This is a genomic window from Bacillus mexicanus (assembly GCF_050445615.1).
Lineage (GTDB): Bacteria > Bacillota > Bacilli > Bacillales > Bacillaceae > Bacillus > Bacillus mexicanus.
In genome coordinates this window covers 409,257-428,660 of record NZ_JBCEYV010000001.1, presented here as the reverse complement: position 1 = coordinate 428,660, position 19,404 = coordinate 409,257, and the positions used below count along the sequence as shown (strand labels likewise).

Genomic DNA, 19,404 nt, shown 5'->3' with positions numbered 1-19,404 from the left:
TCTTTACTGCAGATAAAATTATACCCATTAAATGAATAAAAGTAAATGAAAGCCTAGTGGATTGCGTTTTTGAATTTCCCGCCTCGTGTCTCATGGGTATTCATAATCGTAATGAATGCATTAAGATCAACTTCAAACACGATCGATTTTAGCTTGGTCACTTCCAGCCTTGTGACAACCGCATAAATGACGTCCTTTTCTTCGTCCGTATATCCGCCTTTTCCCTTCAGCTTTGTTGTTCCGCGACCGAGACGGTGCAAAATCGCGTCGGAAATCTCATCATATTGATCAGATACAATAATGACAGCTTTTGTTTCATCAAGTCCCTGAATCACGGCATCAATGGTTTTCATTGCAATATAATAAGTCATGAAAGAGTACATCGCTTGCTCAGGGCCAAACACAAAAACAGCCCAAATGAAAATGAATACATTGATGAGCATCACGAACTCACCTACTGAAAACGGCAGCTTTTTCGTCAGTAAAATCCCGAGAATTTCAGTACCATCCATTGAACCTCCGTTTCGGATAACAAGCCCGACACCAAAACCGAGTAAAAGGCCTCCGAATACAGTCGCCAAAATAGGCTGTGTTGTAATAGCTTCTACATGGTGAAGCAAGGATTCAATAACGGCAAGCCCGCCAATCCCAATCATCGTAGAGACAAGAAAGGTCTTACCTATATATTTATAGCCAAAGATCATAAAAGGAATATTTAACACGACAACAAATAAAGCAAAATTCAGAATTGGGGTTGACTTAAAGAGGTGGTCTAAAATAAGGGATACACCGATGATCCCGCCATCAATAAAATCGTTGGGAATTAAAAATAATTCGATGCTCACAGCCGCGCAGGCAGCGCCTATCAAAATTAAGAAGACTCTGAAAATAAAGAAGGGAAATGTTTCTTTCTTATGTTGTTTTGTCGGGGTCATAAAATCTCCTTTCCTGCAATAACTATTTTACATACATTATAAATCGATTTTACCATTAAACACTGACACATTTTGCTGATTTGTCCATACATTAAGCTTGGAGGTGGAAGATTGATGATTTTATTTCAAAAAATCATTTTGCAGCGGCTTAATCAAGCTACTGCTGACGATTTGCTGAAGTACTCAAAACAATACGGAATTCATTTAACAAGAGCACAGGCCATTGAAGTAGCAAACCTGTTATACGGGAAAAACGTGAACATTTTCAATGAGAGTGAACGAATGAGGCTGCTGAAACAAGTAGAAACAATTACGTCAAAAGAAACAGCCCAAACCGTTAATGAACTATTCAAACAATTCACAACCTAAAAAATGGGGGACCACTCCCCCATTTTTTATTGCTGTAAAATTTTTTCAAGCAGTGTATCATCAAATTGTTTTTCTTTGAGCATTTCGATCTCAAAACGGTATGGCGGCTTTTTATTCTTCTTATCTTCACCAACATATGGTGTCTCAAGGATTTTCGGAATGTCTTTTAGTTGCTCATGATGAATCACATATTGCAGTGCATCAAATCCGATTTCACCAAAGCCGATGTTTTCATGGCGATCTTTTCTTGCTCCTTTGACATTTTTGCTGTCATTGACATGAAGCACTTTAATACGGTCAATGCCGACGATTTGATCAAACTCATTCAGCACTCCGTCAAAGTCTTCAGCAATGCTATAGCCAGCATCATGTGTATGGCATGTGTCAAAGCACACTGAAAGATGCTCATTGTGTGTCACACCTTCTATAATCTGTGCAAGCTCCTCAAAGCTTCTGCCGCATTCTGATCCTTTTCCTGCCATCGTTTCTAATGCAATCTGGACATTTTGATTCGGATCAATGACTTCATTTAAGCCTTCTATAATTTTTTTGATACCTGCTTCAGCTCCCGCTCCTACATGAGCGCCGGGGTGAAGAACAATTTGCTTCGCTCCGATGGCAGCTGTCCGCTCAATTTCAGAACGAAGAAAATCGACACCAAGCTCAAAAGTGGACGGATTTGTCGTATTGCCAATATTAATAATATAAGGCGCATGTACAATAATCTCGTCAATGCCGTTTTCTTGCATGTGTGCCCGGCCGGCTTCTATATTTAAGTCTTCAATTTTCTTTCGGCGCGTATTTTGCGGTGCGCCTGTATAGATCATAAACGTGTTCGCCCCATAAGAGACTGCTTCTTGGCTTGCAGCAAGAAGCATATGTTTTCCGCTCATAGAGACGTGTGAGCCTATTCTCAGCAACAGGTTCCCCTACTTTCTTTTTTTAGATTGACTTCTTCTCTGTTTTTTCTTGATTTTCTCCATCTCGTAGCCCATTTTCTTTTTATAGCCAGGCTTTACCTTCTTCGGCTTTTTGACGAGGCGCTGTGCAATTTCATCCGCTTCATTCGGCGTTTTTTTCCTTTTCTTGCGGCGCTGGCGGTCATCGCCTTTTTTCCACTCGCCTTTTTCAAGCTCTAAGTAGTCAAATTCGATGCCCATTTTCTCAAGTCTCGCTAATGCATCTTCATCAGAAAGCTCGTAAATCGTCATCGCTTGTCCTGATGACCCGGCGCGAGCCGTTCGGCCCACACGGTGAACATAGAAATCGAGATCGTCCGGCAGCTCATAGTTGATAACATGACTGATACCTTTAATGTCAATCCCTCTTGCAGCAAGGTCAGTTGCAATGATATAAGTGAATTCCAAATCATTGATCTGCTTCATGACTTTTTTCCGTTCACGAGGTGTTAATCCGCCGTGCAGAAGCCCGATTTTCATACCTTTTCCAGTTAGATATTGAGCGATATGATCAGCAGTGTTTTTCGTATTGGCAAACACAATTCCTAAATATGGATTCAGATGAGACATGATGTCAAAAAGAAGCTTGTCCTTGTCACGATGTTTCGAAGGAATGAGAATATGTTCGATTTTCGCAGCAGTCACCTGTTTTGGCTCCACATGAGCATATTTCGGATTTTCCATGTATTTTTTCAAAAATGGTTTCAGCTTTTCCGGAATGGTCGCTGAGAACACAAGCATCTGCAAATCCTCAGGCATACGGGAACCAATGTAATCTACATCTGCAATAAATCCCATGTCCAGCATTAAATCAGCTTCGTCAATGACGAGAGCTTCCGCTTTATGAACACTTAACGCCTGTTCTTTGATTAAATCGGCAATCCGTCCAGGCGTACCGACAACGAGATGAGGCTGTGTCTTCAATTTATCAATTGATTTTTGTTTATCTGTTCCTCCGATAAAACATTTCGAGCGAATACGGCTGCCTTCCTCACCCTGTGTGATTTTCAGAGCTTCTTGATGAATCTGGTTGGCAAGCTCTCTTGTTGGAGCCGTAATAACTACCTGAACCACATCTTTAGCAGGATCGATTTTGTTTATTAAAGGCAGTAAATAAGCGTGTGTCTTTCCAGTTCCTGTCTGCGACTGGCCGATGACGCTTTCTTTTTTTAACACTGCAGGAATCAGCCTTTTCTGAATATCAGTCGGTTCGTAAAAACCAAGGCGGTGTACTGCATCTATAATAAATGGTTTCAATTCATAAAGTTCAAATTTCGTTTCTTTCATTTTTCCCAGCTCCTTAAAGCGGCACATTCTGTGTCCATCATCACATTATACCCGATTTTGTATAAAAACACCACGTTTGCAAGGCGGTTGTTTTATTCAGTTTTATAAAGCAAATACCGCGGCCCATGCATATTCTAATAGCAGAGAGAGCTGAAAGGAGGTACAAGTATGTTTTCACCGCAGCAGCCGATGAGAAATTTTCCGCAGCAAGGACCGCCCCGCCCTATGCCAAATCAGCAAATGATGGGTAGAAGAGCGTTTAATATGAGCAGACCATCATTTGGACCGCAGCAGCAAGGTTTTCAGCAAACGAGATCATTTTTCCCCCAGGCAAATGCCGGAGCGGGAAATGGCGCTGGCGGAGGCCTAAAAGGAATGCTGTCAAAATTCTTACCCGGCGGAGGTGGCGCTGGCGGCGTCGGAGTCCCAGGAACAGGCGCAGCAGCGAGTGGAGGAGCAGGTCTGCAAGGCATTCAAAACATCGCCAATCCCGCATCTTTATCAAGTATGCTCGGGAATGTGCAGAAAGTGCTCGGCATGGCGCAGCAAGTTACTCCTATGATCCAGCAATATGGCCCATTAGTCCGCAATCTGCCGGCAATGATGAAGCTGTACAGCCAATTAAGTAAAAGTGATGATGCAGAGAGCAATGAGGAAAACGAAAAGCAAACAGATTCAGAAGAAACCTCAGAAACAGAAAATGAAACTGAAGCAAAGACCGCTGATGAGAAAGATGAAAAGAAAGATGAAAAGAAAGATGCGAACAAAAAATCAAAACCCAAAAGTTCTTCTCAGCCCAAGAAATCAAAAACACCCGATAATAAAGAACAAGAATCAAAAACACCTTCTCCAAAGAAAAAGGAAGATGCATCTTCTTCACCGAAAAGAACATCAGGCAGTTCAAAGCCGAGATTATATATTTAACATTCTTTGATATCTGAAGTGAGATTGGCTATAATGAGATCAGAAGAATGCAAGAATAGAGCCGTTTGATTACGGCTTTTTATATTGCCTTTACCCACTTCAGTATTGGAGGACAACCGAAATGGACGTAATTAAAATTTCGCCGCGCGGCTATTGCTATGGTGTTGTTGATGCTATGGTCATTGCCAAAAACGCGTCACTAGATAAAAGCTTGCCAAGACCTATCTATATACTCGGGATGATTGTTCATAATAAACACGTGACTGATGCGTTTGAAGAGGAAGGAATCTTTACTTTAGACGGCGCTAACCGTCTGGACATCCTGAAGCAGGTTGAAAAAGGAACTGTCATTTTTACTGCGCATGGTGTTTCTCCCGAAGTCAGAAAAATCGCTGAGGAAAAAGGATTAGTTGCAATTGATGCGACATGTCCTGATGTGACGAAAACCCACAATTTAATTTTAGAGATGAAAGCAAAAGGTTATCACATCATCTATATCGGCAAAAAAGGCCATCCAGAGCCTGAGGGAGCCGTGGGCGTAGCGCCTGAGATCGTTCACTTAGTTGAAACAGAAGAAGATGTGAAAAACCTTGATATCCAAGCAGAGAAATTAATTGTGACCAATCAAACAACGATGTCTCAATGGGACGTTCACGACATTATGGAGCTTGTCAAAGAGAAATATCCTCATGTCGAATATCACCAGGAGATTTGCCTCGCAACTCAAGTGCGGCAGGAAGCTGTATCAGAACAGGCAACAAAAGCGGACTTAACAATCGTTGTCGGCGACCCGAAAAGCAACAATTCAAATAGGCTCGCTCAAGTATCAGAGGAAGTAGCCGGCACAAAAGCATACCGAATCGGCGATCTAAGCGAATTAAAGCTCGAATGGCTGAAAGGCGTGAATACCGTCGCAGTTACTGCGGGCGCTTCAACACCAACGCCGATCACAAAGGAAGTCATTCGATTTTTGGAGCAGTATGAGCATGGAGATCCATCAACTTGGACAACGGAACACAATGTACCGCTCAAAAAAATACTCCCGAAAGTAAAAGCAAAAAACTGAGGCTGTAAAAGCCTCAGTTTTTTTATAGAAATGTAAATGGATTTGTATCTGTTTCAGAAACAAATATATTTACGGCCAGCTTTTTATCACTGCACATTGACGCCAGTTTTCTCTTGACGCCTTCTTTCATGATTTTCTCTGCATAATGACCCGGATCCACAACATTCAATCCTAGCATCATCGCATCATGAGCCACATGGAAGTATAAATCTCCTGTCACATAAACATCGGCGCCCTTTCGTTTCGCCTGATGAATATACTTGTTTCCATCTCCGCCCAGAACAGCTACCTTCTTCACCAAGCTGTCGGCTTCACCCACCATTCTGACGCCATTCACGTCGAGCTTGTCTTTTACAAATAAAGCGAATTCCTGAAGTGTCATCTCCTGTTTGAGCGTTCCGACACGGCCGAGCCCTTTTTCAGCAGGAGACTGTTCGACAGGATAGATGTCGTAAGCGACTTCTTCATATGGATGGCTATTTATCATTGCATTTATAACAGCTTTTTCGATACTTTTAGGGAACACAGTCTCAAGCCTAACTTCATGAACAAGTTCGAGTTCTCCCACTTCCCCAATAAAAGGCTGAGCGCCATCTAATGGCTTAAAGCTGCCGATTCCTTCAGATGAAAACGCGCAATGGCTATATTCGCCAATATGACCTGCTCCCGCATTTCCGAGCGCCGTTCTGACCTGCTCTTCATACTCTTTCGGTACGTATACGGCCAGCTTTTTCAAAGGATCGGTGTAAGTAGGCACCAGCACCTCTGTTTCACTCAGCTCTAATGCTTCAGCAAGCAAATCATTCACACCGCCGTCTGCAACGTCTAAATTAGTATGGGCTGCATAAACGGCAATATCATGCTTCAAACACTTTTCAATTAACCTTCCGGCAGGCTGATCTGTTGAAATGTGCTTTAACGGTCTGAAAATAGGAGGATGGTGTGCAATAATTAAATCAACCTCTTTTTCAATCGCTTCATCGATTACACTCTCTAATACATCAAGTGTAACCATCACATTTTGAATTAGTTTGTTTAAAGTGCCAATTTGCAGGCCGATTTTATCGCCTTCGACCGCATAGGATTTCGGGGAAAATTGCTCAAACAGCTGGATAATCTGCTGCCCATTTACGTTTTTAGCCATGATCGATAACCTCCTTTAGCAGCTCTATTCGTTCTGCGAGCTCCTTTAATTTCTGCTTATTCTGCTCTGTACTTGCAGCTCGGCTGATTTGTTCATAAATACTTTGCGTGTGCTGAAACTCTTGTGTCCATTTTTTTAAAAAGACAGCATTCTTTTCTTTAGCCAAGAAAGGACCGACGAGCATTCCGGCTGATAAAGAAATACCGGCATAGGCCGCATCTCTGTCCCCTGCTTCAGCGACAAGCACCTCATAACACTTTCCGTCTTCTTCAAGGATCATTTCATCTGTCAATTCATATCCTTCTTTATAAAGCCACTCCCTGATATGAACAGCATGGATATTCGGCTGTAAAATAAGCCGCTCCTTCCCCGTTAATTTGTCTTTACCCGTTTCTAAAATGTGAGCAATCAATGATCCACCCATCCCGGCAATCGTAATGGCATCGGCTTCACCTTTTCTTAGGACCGCCAAACCATCTCCTTGTCTTACCGATATATGCGCGCTTAAGCCTGATTTTTCAACCTGCCGCTTGGCTGACAGAAACGGACCGTCTGTTATTTCTCCCGCAATTGCCCCGCTGGCTTTATGATTCAGCACCGCATAACAAGGAAGGTAAGCGTGGTCAGACCCGATATCAGCCACCACCCCTCCATTCGGTATGTATTCTGCTACTGTTTGCAGTCGTTTAGATAATTTTAATTCGTTCACTTGTCATCACAACTTTTCTCCATCATTTTTTCCTTTACTATCATATAAAAAATCAGCCCGGAATCCAAGCTGAGTGAATGATTTTCAGTTTATTTCTTTTGTTGTGTTTACATGCGGCAGACAAAAATAAAAGGCTGACGAGATCGTCTCGGCGGCCTGAGAACATATAAGGAGAAATACATCTTTATTTAATGTTAGACACCCACTTTGCCATATCATCCAACTTATCGGCCGGAACAAGCCCTGAAGGCATTCCATTACCGCCTTTTTCGATCTTTGTTTTAATGTCAGCGACGTCCTTCTTATCCCCTACACCTTTTAAGCTCGGCCCTGAAACACCTTCATAATTTTCACCGTGGCAAGAAATGCAGTTTGCCTTATATATATCCTCCGGTGAAGCGTTTGCATCTTCCTTTTCAGCAGATTTGCTTTCTCCGCCGCTTGCAATCTTCCGAGAATCATCAAGTCCCTTTACTGAAAAAAAGAAAGTTAGACCAATTCCCAAAACAGCGATCAATAAAAATGGAATAAGCGGGTTCCATTTCATTTCCCTTCCCCCTTTGTGATCCTTACCCCTATGTAAACACTTCTAATTCTAACTTATTTTTACAAAATGTAAATGGATTACTATACAAATTTTTTTTATTCACACTTTATACAAAATTGAATAGAAACAAATCTCTTCCTCTAATATTCTTTTTATTCTATTGTATAATGGATTGTATACGCTTACAATAGAAAATATGGAATCGTACTTTGAAACTTTTCGTCACAATGTTCATTTGCAAATGCCTTCATTTTTCAGTAAAATAAAGGCATCTTAACCATATATCTTTTAAAAACAAAAAAAGAACGGATCTACAAGACCCGTTCCATTCTATTCGAGGAAATCTTTCAAACGTTTACTTCTGCTAGGATGTCTTAGTTTCCGCAACGCTTTAGCTTCGATTTGTCGAATACGCTCTCTCGTTACTCCAAATACCTTGCCGACCTCTTCTAATGTTCTTGTACGGCCGTCATCAAGACCGAATCGAAGGCGCAATACATTTTCTTCACGATCAGTTAACGTATCAAGTACATCTTCCAACTGTTCTTTCAACAGCTCATATGCAGCGTGATCTGAAGGTGAAGTTGCTTCTTGGTCTTCAATGAAGTCACCAAGATGCGAATCATCCTCTTCACCGATCGGTGTTTCCAGCGATACAGGTTCTTGTGCAATCTTTAAGATTTCACGTACTTTTTCAGGTGTTAAATCCATATCTTCCGCAATTTCTTCAGGGGTTGGTTCTCTACCTAAATCTTGCAGCAATTGACGCTGCACACGGATTAGTTTATTAATGGTTTCAACCATATGAACAGGAATCCTGATCGTTCTCGCCTGATCGGCAATGGCGCGAGTAATCGCCTGTCTGATCCACCACGTAGCATACGTACTGAATTTATAACCTTTGCGGTAATCAAATTTTTCAACGGCTTTCATCAGGCCCATGTTGCCTTCCTGAATCAAGTCAAGAAACAGCATTCCGCGTCCGACATACCGTTTCGCGATACTGACAACAAGCCGCAGGTTCGCTTCAGCCAATCTGCGTTTAGATTCTTCGTCACCTTCTTCAATCTTTTGAGCATAGGCGATTTCTTCTTTTGCAGATAGAAGGTTAACCCGGCCGATTTCCTTTAAATACATACGAACCGGGTCATTGATTTTGACACCAGGCGGTACACTTAGGTCATTAAGGTCAAATTCTTCTTCGGCTTTGGCAAGCTGCTGAATATTAGGATCTTCTGTTTCTTCATTCTCACTAATTAATTCAACACCTTGTTCACCTAAAAATTCATAATACTCATCCATTTGGTCTGATTCAATTTCAAAGCTGGACATACGCTCGGCAATCTCTTCATATGTCAGAACGCCACGTTTTTTACCAGCCTCAGTTAATTGCTCTTTCACTTGGTCGAATGTTAATTCTGTCTCGTGGGTTTGTTTATCAGCCATTATGGATCCCTCCTTCCAAAGCTTGCAACGAATTCTATAAGCGGTATGATTCTTATTCGGTCTATTCAGGCTTTTCTATGTGAACCGCCTATTAATGCGCGAATAATGAAATGACAATTCATGATGAGGTCAAGCGATCTATTTGCTCCTCCGCAAGGAATCATTGCCAATACATGCTTCTCATCATTTTTACCAGCTATTTTAAAGATCGGTTCAATGTAATGATTTCTTGAGCAAGAGAAGCAGCTCTTAAAAAATCTTTTTGCCTTTCGGCTTCGGCTCTTTCCGCCTCTTTTTCTTTTATCATTGACCAATTTTTGTGATTCAACACTTTTTTTACATAATCTGATAACTCGGCTTCACTGAGTTCTTGATTAACCTGAAGCATTAGTATATCAGACAAAAGCTGGCTTATATGCTCATCCGTCACCCTGGCCAGAAGATGCTGAGGTGTCAGTTCAGCCCCCTCTTCATAAAAAGCATAAAGATAGGCAGCTAATGCGCGGTGCTCATCAATATTAAATTGAAAGCCTACCCGGTCAATTACTTTTTTGATAACTGTCCGATCTCTCAGCATATGAGCGAGTAACAGCCTTTCTGCATTTTCATACGCCGGACGCAGACGTCTTTGCCTTGCCTTTGTCGTCAGATGCGCTCGCCGTGTTTTGGTTTCACCGCTATTGTCAGCAGGTTTGCTTTGCTTGCTGAAAACAGTCAGCTGCTCAGTCAACGACTCCTGCGAAAGTGAAAACTCCGCAGCAAGCTGTTTTACATAGACTTCCTGCTCCAGCGATCCTGAGAGCGAGCTGATTTCCTTCAGTACATCTTTAATGTAAGCTAAGCGATCGCCTTCATCGGACAAGTTCTTTCCTTTTCGGAAATATTGCATTTTGAACGCCATTACGGTGACACTGGCATCGATAATATCGTTTTTAAATTTTTCCCCGCCGAACTTTTTGATGTAATCGTCAGGGTCCAGCCCGTCAGGAATCATTGCAACCCTGACTTTGCAGCCTTTATTTTGGAGAAGCTCTGAAGCTTTTAAGGTGGCTTCATAGCCGGCTTTATCAGAGTCATAGCAAAGAATGATTTCTTCGACATTTCTTCTCAAAATCTTGACATGTTCATCTGTCAGAGACGTCCCCATCGTGGCTATGCTTTCTTTTACGCCTGAGCTTACAGCCGATATAACATCAGCAAATCCTTCAAATAAGACTGCTCTTTCCTGCTTTCTGATATGAAGGCGGGATTTATAAAAATTGTAAAGCAGCTTACTTTTATGGAAGAGCGGCGTTTCAGGACTGTTCATATACTTAGGCTGCTGGCCGCCAAGCGCCCTGCCTGAAAAAGCAACAACCGTACCGTGATGATCATGGATTGGAAACATGACGCGGTTTCTGAAGCGGTCAAAATATCCGCTGCCGTCTTCGCGTCTGATCAGGAGACCCGCTTTTTCCATTTCCGCTTCACTAAAGCCTCTTTTTACGAGAAATTTTGTGATGAAGTCCCAAGAATCGAGCGCATAGCCAATCTGAAATTCATCAATCAGCTCTTTCGTAAAGCCTCTGGAAAGAAGATAATCCAGTGCCTCTTGACCTTCTTTTGTATTTATTAACAAATGATGGTAGAATTTCTTCAAGAGCTCATGAGCCTCAGCCATTTTTTGTTCTCCAGACGATTCTGTCCGGGTTCCGGAATGGACTGTTATGTCATCTGGAAAATCAATTTGGTATTTGTCAGCAAGGTGAGAAACCGACTCGGCAAATGTATAGCCTTCCATCTGCCTTAAAAAAGAGAAAACATTGCCGCCCGCTCCGCAGCCAAAGCAATGAAAAATCTGTTTGTCGGGCGATACGGAAAACGAAGGTGTGCTTTCTCCATGAAAAGGACAGAGTCCAAAATAGTTTCGGCCTTGCTTCTTTAATTGAACATAATCACCTATGACTTCAACGACATCTGCCGACTTTTGCACCTGATCCACAATTTCATCTGGTATCCGATTTCCCATCTTATAACACTCCGTCGTACATTATTCGATGCATTAGTGCAAAATCCCTTCATCATTCGACAGGATTTTTTGCAGCAGTGTAATAAATCGTTCTCGATCTTCATTATTCAATTTTTTAGGCCCTTTACTGTATATGCCTTTTTTCCTTTGTTTACCAGAAAGGTGGCGGCTCTCAAGAGCAAAATCAATCGTGTCTTCTTTGTAGAGACGCCCTCTTTCCGACATGACGGAGACATTTCTATTCAACAGCAGGGATGCTAAACCGATGTCCTGTGTTACAACAATATCTCCCGGCTTTACGTGATTTGCGATATATAAATCAGCAGCTTCTTTATGAGGATCAACGTACTTCCATTTTTCTTCATTGCTTCTGGAAAGCTGATAATGTTCAAATGAAGCGACAAAAAGAACTTGAACTTCATAATGGGATGCTGTTTGTAAAATTTCATCTTTTACCGGACAAGCATCTGCATCGACAAAAATCGTCTTTTCTTGTTCATTAAGAAGAGTAATTCTCCATCCCTCCATTAAACTCCTGCATAAAAGCAAGCAAATTCACACACCCTTTATCATTGCGGATGTATTTACGTTTGTCGAAAAATTTCCCGGAGAAATTCTTGACATCTTACCCATAATAGTTTATTCGTATCACACGAACCTTAAACCTAAAATTAATCATTTTATCACAATTTTTTATTATAATACAAACTTCTTAAAGATGCTATTATTTTTCATTATTCCCTTTTGGCATAACCAAAAACCCAGGATAGAGCGTCCTGAGTTACATATTTTTTGTTTTGAGATGATGGATAATATTCGCTGTTTCTTCAACCGCTTTATTTGAAACATCCACTATCTGGCACCCGATCCGATCCACAATCTTTTCGAAGTATTCCAGTTCCTCTTTGATTCTGTTGATATTTGCATAAATCGCTCTGTCATTGAGCCCGAGTGATTTTAATCGTTCTTTTCTGATATGATTCAGTTTGTCCGGACTGATCTTTAAGCCGATGCATTTTTTCGGGTCAACATGAAAGAGTTCTTCCGGCGGATCAACCTCGGGAACAATCGGAACATTTGCAACCTTCAGGCGCTTGTGGGCGAGATACTGGGACAGCGGTGTTTTAGACGTTCTGGATACACCGATCAACACGATATCAGCTTTTAAAATCCCTCTTGGATCACGTCCATCATCGTATTTCACTGCAAACTCGATGGCCTCTACTTTTTTGAAATAATCTTCATCAAGCTGGCGCACCCGCCCCGGTTCGTATTTCGCTGTTAAACCGTAGGCTGTTTCCATTTTATCAATTAACGGGCCAATAATATCATAATATAACACATTTGCTTTTTCCGCTTCGGCAATCAAATATTCTCTGATCTCTGGCACCACGAGTGTAAAACAAATAATGCCGCCGTCTGTCTTTGCAAGGGAAATCACTTCATTGATTGTGCCTATATCTTCAACATAAGGTATTCTTCTTATATGTGTATCGTCCGCCGAACCGTTAAATTGGCTTAGCGCTGCTTTTATGACCAATTCAGCTGTTTCACCGACGGAATCCGATACAACATAGATGATGCGATTATTCATATTATCCCCCCGTTAGTTTGCCGTCTTATAGGATTTCATTTTCAGATAAGCTGACAAGTATTTTTGTCATATTTGTTTTTGTCACTCTGCCGATTACTTCAAAGCCCTTATCTGTATCTTTGATGACAGGCAATGCATCAATTTGTTTTTCTATCAAATGCTTTGCAATGTCCATCACATAATCCTCACGCCTGCACACCGTAATATTCGGCATCCTTGTCATGATGATGTGAACAGGGACAGATGTAAGCTCCTGCTGGCCTATGCTGGCTCTCAGCAAATCTTTTCGCGAAAGCACTCCGACTAAAACAGCATCGCCGTCCACCACAAAAAGAGTACCCACGTCTTCTAAAAACATGGTGCAAATCGCATCGTACACTGAAACATTTTCGTGAATTACGACGGGGATAGATTGGAAATCTTTCACCTGCAGCTTTTTGAGTTTATCCGCCAAAAGCTGGGTACCGGTTTTCCCGGTGTAAAAATAACCGACTCTCGGGCGCGCCTCGAGGAATCCTGACATGGTGAGTATGGCTAAATCCGGTCGCAATGTTGCCCTGGTGAGGTTCAGCTTTTCTGCAATATGCTCCCCTGTAATCGGCCCGTTTTCTTTTACAATCTGCAAAATATGTTCTTGCCGTTTATTTAGTTCGATCGTACTCACCACCTTTTCACTTCATATCTTATGTAAAGAAATAATAATCCATATTATATCGTAAATATCTTGTCATCAAACAAAAAAACTTATAAATAGGGAAAAGACGATTACCGATCACACAGCAACCGCCTTTTCTCTCTTTATTTTACAATAAGGGCATTCATATTCGCAAAGGACTTGATTTCATCCGCCAAGCTTACCATTTGCGCTAAACGGTTTGCCTTTAATGTCTCGTTATCTGCTATAACCATTGTATGATCGAAGTAAGCCTCAATCGGTTCTTTTAAGGCTGCAAGTGATGCAAGCGCCGCCTCGTAATCTTTTTTGCTGAAGTTTTCCCGCAGGTTTTGCTTTACTGTTTGGTAGGCATCAAACAGTTTTGCTTCGTATTCATTTTCAAACAGATCAGGCTGAATGTCTCCGCGAACCCCTTTTTTGCTGATAGAGATCACTCGGCCTAAAGCCTCAGCTGTTTCCTTAAAGCCCGGCGCACCAAGCTTTTGCTCCAGCACTTGTGCTTTATGCACCGCTGAATACGGCTCAAGCTCAGAGCTTTCCAGCACAGCATCGATGACATCGTGTCTGATCTGTTCAGCATTCAGCACATATTTGAGGCGCTGAGTAAAGAAATCCAGCAGGTCATTTTCTTTTTCTGTTTGGACGAAAGTAAGCAGCTCTTCAAACGAAATCCCCCAGTTGCGGTCAAGGAGAATCGCAACAATACCGCTCGCTTGTCGGCGCAGCCCGTAAGGATCCTGAGAACCGGTCGGAATAACACCGATAGAGAAGAACGAAACGATTGTGTCAAGCTTATCAGCCATTGCTACAACAGCTCCGGTAAAGGTGGATGGCGTTTCTCCTCCTGCTGATCTCGGCATATAGTGTTCATTCACTGCCACAGCTACAGCTTCAGCTTCACCGAGCATTCTCGCATATTTCTCACCCATAATTCCTTGGAGCTCAGGGAATTCGTATATCATATGTGTGACTAGATCGAATTTAGAAATTTCAGCAGCCCGCTTTACATGTTGTAATGTGTCTTCATCAGCTTGAAGACGGACAGCTAGCTTTTCCGCGATTGAAGTAACTCGTCTAACCTTATCAGCAAGCGAACCAAGCTCTTCGTGGAAAACAATGTTTTCCAGCTTCTTCACGTTTGCATCAATATTTAGCTTCTGATCTTCCTTGTAGAAGAATGAAGCATCAGATAAACGCGCGCGCAGCACTTTTTCATTGCCTCGAGCCACATTTTCAATCGCATGGCTGTTCCCGTTTCGGACTGTAATAAAGTGAGGCAGCAAATCACCGTTCTTGCCTTTGACAGGGAAGTAGCGCTGGTGCTCCTTCATTGTCGTGACAAGCACTTCCTCAGGAATTGACAGAAACTCAGATTCAAATGAACCGTAAAGAGCTGTCGGGTATTCTACTAAATGGTTTACTTCATCAAGAAGGGCTTCGTCAACTGGAATGCTCCAATTGTTCTCTGCAGCCATCGCTTCCAACTGAGATTGAATCATTTGTTTTCGGACGTTAGGATCAGCAATCACGTGCTGTTCTTTCAACTGCTCTTCATAGGCTGAAGGCGATTCAATTGACACTTCATGTCCGAGGAAACGATGTCCCTGTGTTAAGCGTCCAGACTCAACATTTGTGATTGAAAATGGAATGACATTCTGCCCGAATAAAGCGACAATCCATTTGATTGGACGGATATAACGCAAATCTTCATTGCCCCAGCGCATGTTTTTCGGGAAATGCAAGCTTGTAACTAAACCGCTCAATTCCGGCAGAAGCGATTTCGTTTCTTGGCCGGCTTGGAATTTTTGCACAAACACATACTCTGTGCCTTTTACTTCTTTGATATATAGGTCTTTTACATCTGCTCCCTGGCCTTTTGAAAAGCCGATTGCCGCTTTCGTCCAGTTACCGTCTGCATCAAGGGCAATTTTTTTCGCAGGCCCTTTCGCTTCTTCTTTTATATCATCCTGCTTTTCTGCTACATCCTTGACGAATACTGCAAGACGTCTCGGTGTGTTAAAAAGCTTCACTTCACCGTGAGTGATATTTTTTTCTTCAAGCCAGCCTGTCAGCTTGTCGCCAAGCTGAACCATGCCATCATGTAAAAAGCGCGCCGGCATTTCCTCTAAACCGATCTCTAAAAGTAAATCCTGTTTACTCATGAGAAGAGCCCTCCCCTTTAAGCATTGGGAACCCTAGTTTTTCTCGTTCCTCATAATACGTTTTTGCTACTTTTCTTGCTAAATTCCGCACTCTTGCGATATAGCCTGTTCGCTCGGTAACAGAAATCGCACCTTTGGCATCAAGCAGGTTAAAGGTGTGCGAGCATTTCAATACATAATCATATGCAGGATGGACAAGTCCGTTATCCATTTGCTTGATCGCTTCTTTTTCATACGTGCTGAACAATTGGAACAGCATATCGACATTAGACGTTTCAAACGTATAAACGGAATGCTCATATTCTGCCATCATGAATAAATCTTTTACTGTAAATCCTGGCGTCCATTCTAAGTCGAAAACATTTTCTTTATCCTGTATATAAGACGCGAGGCGCTCAATTCCGTATGTAATCTCTACAGAAACCGGTTTACACTCTAGTCCTCCGACCTGTTGGAAATACGTGAATTGTGTGATTTCCATCCCGTCAAGCCATACTTCCCAGCCGAGACCCGCGCAGCCTAAAGATGGATTTTCCCAATTGTCTTCAACAAAACGAATATCGTGCTCAAGAGGATCAATTCCAAGAGCGCGCAAGGAATCTAAATACAGTTCTTGAATGTTATCAGGAGATGGTTTAATAATGACCTGAAACTGATGATGCTGATACAGTCTGTTCGGGTTCTCCCCATATCGGCCGTCTGCAGGGCGTCTGGAAGGCTCTACATAAGCCACTTTCCACGGCTCAGGGCCGATACTGCGCAAAAACGTATATGGGCTCATCGTGCCGGCCCCTTTTTCTACATCGTAAGCCTGCATAAGCACACAGCCTTGATTAGACCAATGCTTTTGCAATGTTAGAATCATGTCTTGAATATTCATTTCAAGCACCTCCACTTTTCCTTCATAAGATGACTGCGGCAGCAACCAAAAAACTCCCGTCTCTATGCTTGCCAGCCGCAAACATAGGGACGAGAGTTCTCCCGCGGTTCCACCCTAGTTGCTGAGAACGAAATCCCAGCCTCTTTTTTCAAAATTGCTCAAGAATGCCTTTCGTTGCGTGCTCATCCTTAGCTTACACCGCCCTAAGGTCGCTTTCATGAGGGTAACGCAAGTACTTCTTTCTCTCACTGCAACATATTGTATAATAAATGATCATATAAAAAGATGGACCAGATGTCAACTTTTGTTTTCACCTAAAAGATGCTTCATGCTTTCCATTTGATCTAAAAATCGCTTTGATTTTAAATATAATCCTGAATATTCTTCATAATATAAATCGATCACTTGCTTTAATTCAGCTTTTGTTTCTTGCTTTAAAGACACATTGCCCAGCCTTGACAGATCAAAGTAATAAAACAGTCTCAGCAGCCTTGCCGTTTGCGGTTTAATCGGAATTCTGTAAGGATCTTTATCAAAACAGCGATGGCAAATAAAACCGTTATCACGGACAGAGAAGTGAAACATCCCGTCCTGGCTTTTACAATGCACACAATGATTCAGCTCAGGATACAGTCCCATGACATTAAACATCTTCATTTGAACAATGAAGGCGATGACATCCGGATCTGTTCCATCATCCAGCTGTTTAAATGATTCTAGAATAAATTCAAACAAATAAGGATTTGGCTTCTTTTCTTCTGTGCCTTTGTCGACAAGCTCAGCAATATACGCAGCATATGCTGTTAAAAACAAATCTTCCCTGATGCCTCTCATGCTGAGGATCATTTCACCCTGCTGAAGCGTTCCGAGGCCCGTTGTTTTTTGCATTAAGAATGAACCATACAAAAAGGGCTGGCTGACTGCTGATAAACGGCTGTTCGGTTTTTTAGCGCCTCTTGCCATAACACCTATTTTTCCGTGCTCTCTTGTCAGCAATGTAACGATTTTATTCGTCTCTCCGTAATCATTTGTGCGAAGAACGATTCCTTCACATTTTGTCAGCATTTCCGCACCTTCCTAAAGCAGGAGCGGCCAAGAGGTTTAAAAAATTGGATAGTCAAATCGGGCTAGCTCATCTTTTAATTCTTCGGGTCTTTCTATGTTCTCTTTTTCCAGCTCTTTAAAAAGAAGATACGTATCAACATTTCCTGTTTGCGAAAATACGTTCCAGGTAAAATTCAACACAAGAAACCCACCTTTCAGTTGTTAAACTAGCTTACCTAAAGTCCAAATTCTTACCTTTATCTTGACCAGATGTCCCCCATTTCATGTTAAACAAAATTTACTAATGCATCCCTTTTCCTGTGAGATAATGACACAGCAAGCGGATTAATATTCGTCCTCATTAAAACCAAAATCGCGTAGCTGAGACATTTTATTACGCCAATCTTTCTGTACTTTCACCCACAATTCAAGGTAGACACGAGAGCCTAACAGCGCTTCAATATCTGCTCTCGCTCTTTTTCCAACCTCTTTTAGGAGGCTTCCCTTTTTCCCGATTACAATGCCTTTTTGCGAATCCCGTTCAACCACAATTGTAGCAGCCACATGTATGGAACCGTTGTCCTGCCCTTTGATGGATTCGATGGCCACAGCAATACTGTGCGGAATCTCTTCTCTCGTCAGGTGCAGCACCTTTTCTCTGATTAATTCAGAAATAATAAAGCGCTCCGGGTGGTCGGTCACCTGGTCACTCGGATAAAATTGCGGCCCTTCCGGCAAATATTTTTCAATCTGAGTAAGCAGTGTTTCGATATTATTTCCTTCTAAAGCGGAAATCGGAACAATTTCCTTAAAAGAATAGCGTTTGCGGTACTCGTCAATTAAGAGAAACAATTGATCAGGATGAATTTTGTCAATTTTGTTTACGATTAAAAACACGGGCGTTGACATCTGCTGCAATTTTTCAATGATGAATTCGTCGCCCTTCCCGTATCCTTCCTCGGCATTAATCATAAACAAGACCAAATCGACTTCTTTTAATGTATTTTGCGCCACTTTCATCATAAAGTCTCCAAGCTTATGCTTAGGTTTATGAATTCCTGGTGTGTCAATAAAAATCGTTTGTGATGTGCTTGTCGTCAAAACTCCTTGCACCTTGTTTCTCGTCGTTTGGGGCTTATCGCTCATAATCGCGATTTTTTGCCCAATAACTCTGTTCAAAAATGTAGATTTCCCCACATTTGGTCTTCCGATAATGGATACAAACCCTGATTTAAAGCTTTCGTTCGTCATGTAAATCCTCCGATGAAAATGCGCCTGGCAATAATTCTTCCACTGTCATTTCTTTTATTTGTCCTTGTAAATTAGTCAGCACGACCATAACGTCCTTTGCGCAAAGCTCAGAAATCACCTGGCGGCAGGCTCCGCACGGAGATACCGGGCCAGGGGTGTCAGCCGCAACAGCCAGCATCTGAAACTCTGTATCCCCTTCAGAAACAGCTTTAAATAAAGCGGTACGCTCAGCACAATTGCACATGCTGTATGCCGCGTTCTCGATGTTGCAGCCTTTGTACACTTTTCCATCCTTGGTAAGAAGAGCGGCTCCTACTTGAAACTTGGAATACGGCGCATATGCCATATCACGCGCTTTTAAAGCTTCTGCTATTAATTCTTGTCTGTTCATGTGTACATGTTC

20 protein-coding genes and 1 other annotated feature are annotated in these 19,404 nt (G+C 42.1%); of the genes, 3 read left to right on the top strand and 17 right to left on the bottom strand.

Features of this window, described 5'->3' with window-relative positions; genetic code table 11:
- Positions 1 to 53 precede the first annotated feature (53 nt).
- The gene (locus AAGG74_RS02305; protein ID WP_162102393.1) at positions 54 to 935 is read right to left on the bottom strand and encodes a YitT family protein; all 882 of its coding nucleotides are present in this window, start codon (positions 933 to 935) and stop codon (positions 54 to 56) included.
- Positions 936 to 1,049: 114 nt separating this feature from the next.
- On the opposite strand from AAGG74_RS02305, the gene AAGG74_RS02300 reads away from it, so the two are divergent.
- On the top strand, positions 1,050 to 1,304 hold the full coding sequence (locus tag AAGG74_RS02300; protein WP_162102392.1) for a DUF2624 domain-containing protein: 255 nt from the start codon (positions 1,050 to 1,052) through the stop codon (positions 1,302 to 1,304).
- Positions 1,305 to 1,330: 26 nt separating this feature from the next.
- Here AAGG74_RS02300 and AAGG74_RS02295 read toward each other — a convergent pair whose 3' ends face one another.
- Positions 1,331 to 2,224: a deoxyribonuclease IV gene (locus AAGG74_RS02295; RefSeq protein ID WP_162102391.1), complete on the bottom strand. Its 894-nt coding sequence runs from the start codon at positions 2,222 to 2,224 to the stop codon at positions 1,331 to 1,333.
- Between the two features lie 9 nt (positions 2,225 to 2,233).
- Entirely contained in the window at positions 2,234 to 3,550 is a 1,317-nt protein-coding gene (gene cshB / locus AAGG74_RS02290) for a DEAD-box ATP-dependent RNA helicase CshB (RefSeq protein ID WP_162102390.1), read from the bottom strand.
- A gap of 168 nt (positions 3,551 to 3,718) precedes the next feature.
- On the opposite strand from cshB, the gene vrrA reads away from it, so the two are divergent.
- Positions 3,719 to 4,474, top strand: a complete 756-nt coding sequence (gene vrrA, locus AAGG74_RS02285) for a VrrA/YqfQ family protein (protein ID WP_429674411.1) — start codon at positions 3,719 to 3,721, stop codon at positions 4,472 to 4,474.
- A 121-nt stretch (positions 4,475 to 4,595) separates the two neighbouring features.
- The gene (locus AAGG74_RS02280) at positions 4,596 to 5,540 is read left to right on the top strand and encodes a 4-hydroxy-3-methylbut-2-enyl diphosphate reductase (protein ID WP_162102388.1); all 945 of its coding nucleotides are present in this window, start codon (positions 4,596 to 4,598) and stop codon (positions 5,538 to 5,540) included.
- A gap of 22 nt (positions 5,541 to 5,562) precedes the next feature.
- Here the strand turns inward: AAGG74_RS02280 and AAGG74_RS02275 are convergent, their stop codons facing one another.
- The 14 genes from AAGG74_RS02275 to AAGG74_RS02210 form a co-directional block, all read right to left on the bottom strand.
- A complete protein-coding gene (locus AAGG74_RS02275; RefSeq protein WP_429674410.1) occupies positions 5,563 to 6,684 on the bottom strand; it encodes a Nif3-like dinuclear metal center hexameric protein in 1,122 nt (373 codons plus the stop codon).
- Entirely contained in the window at positions 6,677 to 7,327 is a 651-nt protein-coding gene (gene trmK / locus AAGG74_RS02270) for a tRNA (adenine(22)-N(1))-methyltransferase TrmK (protein ID WP_238391407.1), read from the bottom strand. Before trmK ends, AAGG74_RS02275 begins: the two co-directional genes overlap by 8 nt.
- Positions 7,328 to 7,577: 250 nt before the next feature.
- Positions 7,578 to 7,940, bottom strand: a complete 363-nt coding sequence (cccA, locus tag AAGG74_RS02265; protein WP_162102386.1) for a cytochrome c550 — start codon at positions 7,938 to 7,940, stop codon at positions 7,578 to 7,580.
- A 330-nt stretch (positions 7,941 to 8,270) separates the two neighbouring features.
- Entirely contained in the window at positions 8,271 to 9,386 is a 1,116-nt protein-coding gene (rpoD, locus tag AAGG74_RS02260; protein ID WP_162102385.1) for an RNA polymerase sigma factor RpoD, read from the bottom strand.
- 196 nt (positions 9,387 to 9,582) lie between these two features.
- Complete coding sequence (gene dnaG / locus AAGG74_RS02255; RefSeq protein ID WP_429674409.1) at positions 9,583 to 11,394, bottom strand: DNA primase; 1,812 nt, start codon at positions 11,392 to 11,394, stop codon at positions 9,583 to 9,585.
- A gap of 33 nt (positions 11,395 to 11,427) precedes the next feature.
- On the bottom strand, positions 11,428 to 11,922 hold the full coding sequence (locus AAGG74_RS02250) for a YaiI/YqxD family protein (protein ID WP_162102383.1): 495 nt from the start codon (positions 11,920 to 11,922) through the stop codon (positions 11,428 to 11,430).
- 253 nt (positions 11,923 to 12,175) lie between these two features.
- The gene (locus AAGG74_RS02245; RefSeq protein ID WP_429674408.1) at positions 12,176 to 12,988 is read right to left on the bottom strand and encodes a pyruvate, water dikinase regulatory protein; all 813 of its coding nucleotides are present in this window, start codon (positions 12,986 to 12,988) and stop codon (positions 12,176 to 12,178) included.
- Positions 12,989 to 13,013: 25 nt separating this feature from the next.
- Positions 13,014 to 13,652 (bottom strand): transcriptional regulator CcpN, encoded by a 639-nt coding sequence (ccpN, locus tag AAGG74_RS02240; protein ID WP_162102381.1) that lies wholly within the window; start codon positions 13,650 to 13,652, stop codon positions 13,014 to 13,016.
- 134 nt (positions 13,653 to 13,786) lie between these two features.
- On the bottom strand, positions 13,787 to 15,826 hold the full coding sequence (gene glyS / locus AAGG74_RS02235) for a glycine--tRNA ligase subunit beta (RefSeq protein WP_162102380.1): 2,040 nt from the start codon (positions 15,824 to 15,826) through the stop codon (positions 13,787 to 13,789).
- Positions 15,819 to 16,706 (bottom strand): glycine--tRNA ligase subunit alpha, encoded by an 888-nt coding sequence (gene glyQ, locus AAGG74_RS02230; RefSeq protein WP_162102379.1) that lies wholly within the window; start codon positions 16,704 to 16,706, stop codon positions 15,819 to 15,821. The genes glyS and glyQ overlap by 8 nt, the downstream gene beginning before the upstream one ends.
- 82 nt (positions 16,707 to 16,788) lie before the next feature.
- Positions 16,789 to 16,964, bottom strand: a binding site (T-box leader).
- A 39-nt stretch (positions 16,965 to 17,003) separates the two neighbouring features.
- A complete protein-coding gene (gene recO / locus AAGG74_RS02225) occupies positions 17,004 to 17,771 on the bottom strand; it encodes a DNA repair protein RecO (RefSeq protein ID WP_162102378.1) in 768 nt (255 codons plus the stop codon).
- A 36-nt stretch (positions 17,772 to 17,807) separates the two neighbouring features.
- A complete protein-coding gene (locus AAGG74_RS02220) occupies positions 17,808 to 17,951 on the bottom strand; it encodes a YqzL family protein (RefSeq protein WP_162102377.1) in 144 nt (47 codons plus the stop codon).
- Between the two features lie 144 nt (positions 17,952 to 18,095).
- Entirely contained in the window at positions 18,096 to 19,001 is a 906-nt protein-coding gene (gene era, locus AAGG74_RS02215; protein WP_429674407.1) for a GTPase Era, read from the bottom strand.
- Entirely contained in the window at positions 18,982 to 19,392 is a 411-nt protein-coding gene (locus tag AAGG74_RS02210) for a cytidine deaminase (protein ID WP_429674406.1), read from the bottom strand. The genes era and AAGG74_RS02210 overlap by 20 nt, the downstream gene beginning before the upstream one ends.
- Positions 19,393 to 19,404 lie beyond the last annotated feature (12 nt).

Bases quoted from the DNA above. Each gene is read 5' to 3' on its own strand.
- recO (WP_162102378.1), bottom strand. From the start codon at position 17,771: ATGCTGACAAAATGTGAAGGAATCGTTCTTCGCACAAATGATTACGGA.
- cshB (WP_162102390.1), bottom strand. From the start codon at position 3,550: ATGAAAGAAACGAAATTTGAACTTTATGAATTGAAACCATTTATTATA.
- dnaG (WP_429674409.1), bottom strand. From the start codon at position 11,394: ATGGGAAATCGGATACCAGATGAAATTGTGGATCAGGTGCAAAAGTCG.
- AAGG74_RS02245 (WP_429674408.1), bottom strand. From the start codon at position 12,988: ATGAATAATCGCATCATCTATGTTGTATCGGATTCCGTCGGTGAAACA.
- era (WP_429674407.1), bottom strand. From the start codon at position 19,001: ATGACGAACGAAAGCTTTAAATCAGGGTTTGTATCCATTATCGGAAGA.
- vrrA (WP_429674411.1), top strand. From the start codon at position 3,719: ATGTTTTCACCGCAGCAGCCGATGAGAAATTTTCCGCAGCAAGGACCG.
- cccA (WP_162102386.1), bottom strand. From the start codon at position 7,940: ATGAAATGGAACCCGCTTATTCCATTTTTATTGATCGCTGTTTTGGGA.
- AAGG74_RS02210 (WP_429674406.1), bottom strand. From the start codon at position 19,392: ATGAACAGACAAGAATTAATAGCAGAAGCTTTAAAAGCGCGTGATATG.
- AAGG74_RS02300 (WP_162102392.1), top strand. From the start codon at position 1,050: ATGATTTTATTTCAAAAAATCATTTTGCAGCGGCTTAATCAAGCTACT.
- glyQ (WP_162102379.1), bottom strand. From the start codon at position 16,706: ATGAATATTCAAGACATGATTCTAACATTGCAAAAGCATTGGTCTAAT.
- glyS (WP_162102380.1), bottom strand. From the start codon at position 15,826: ATGAGTAAACAGGATTTACTTTTAGAGATCGGTTTAGAGGAAATGCCG.
- AAGG74_RS02250 (WP_162102383.1), bottom strand. From the start codon at position 11,922: ATGGAGGGATGGAGAATTACTCTTCTTAATGAACAAGAAAAGACGATT.
- AAGG74_RS02280 (WP_162102388.1), top strand. From the start codon at position 4,596: ATGGACGTAATTAAAATTTCGCCGCGCGGCTATTGCTATGGTGTTGTT.
- rpoD (WP_162102385.1), bottom strand. From the start codon at position 9,386: ATGGCTGATAAACAAACCCACGAGACAGAATTAACATTCGACCAAGTG.
- AAGG74_RS02275 (WP_429674410.1), bottom strand. From the start codon at position 6,684: ATGGCTAAAAACGTAAATGGGCAGCAGATTATCCAGCTGTTTGAGCAA.
- AAGG74_RS02305 (WP_162102393.1), bottom strand. From the start codon at position 935: ATGACCCCGACAAAACAACATAAGAAAGAAACATTTCCCTTCTTTATT.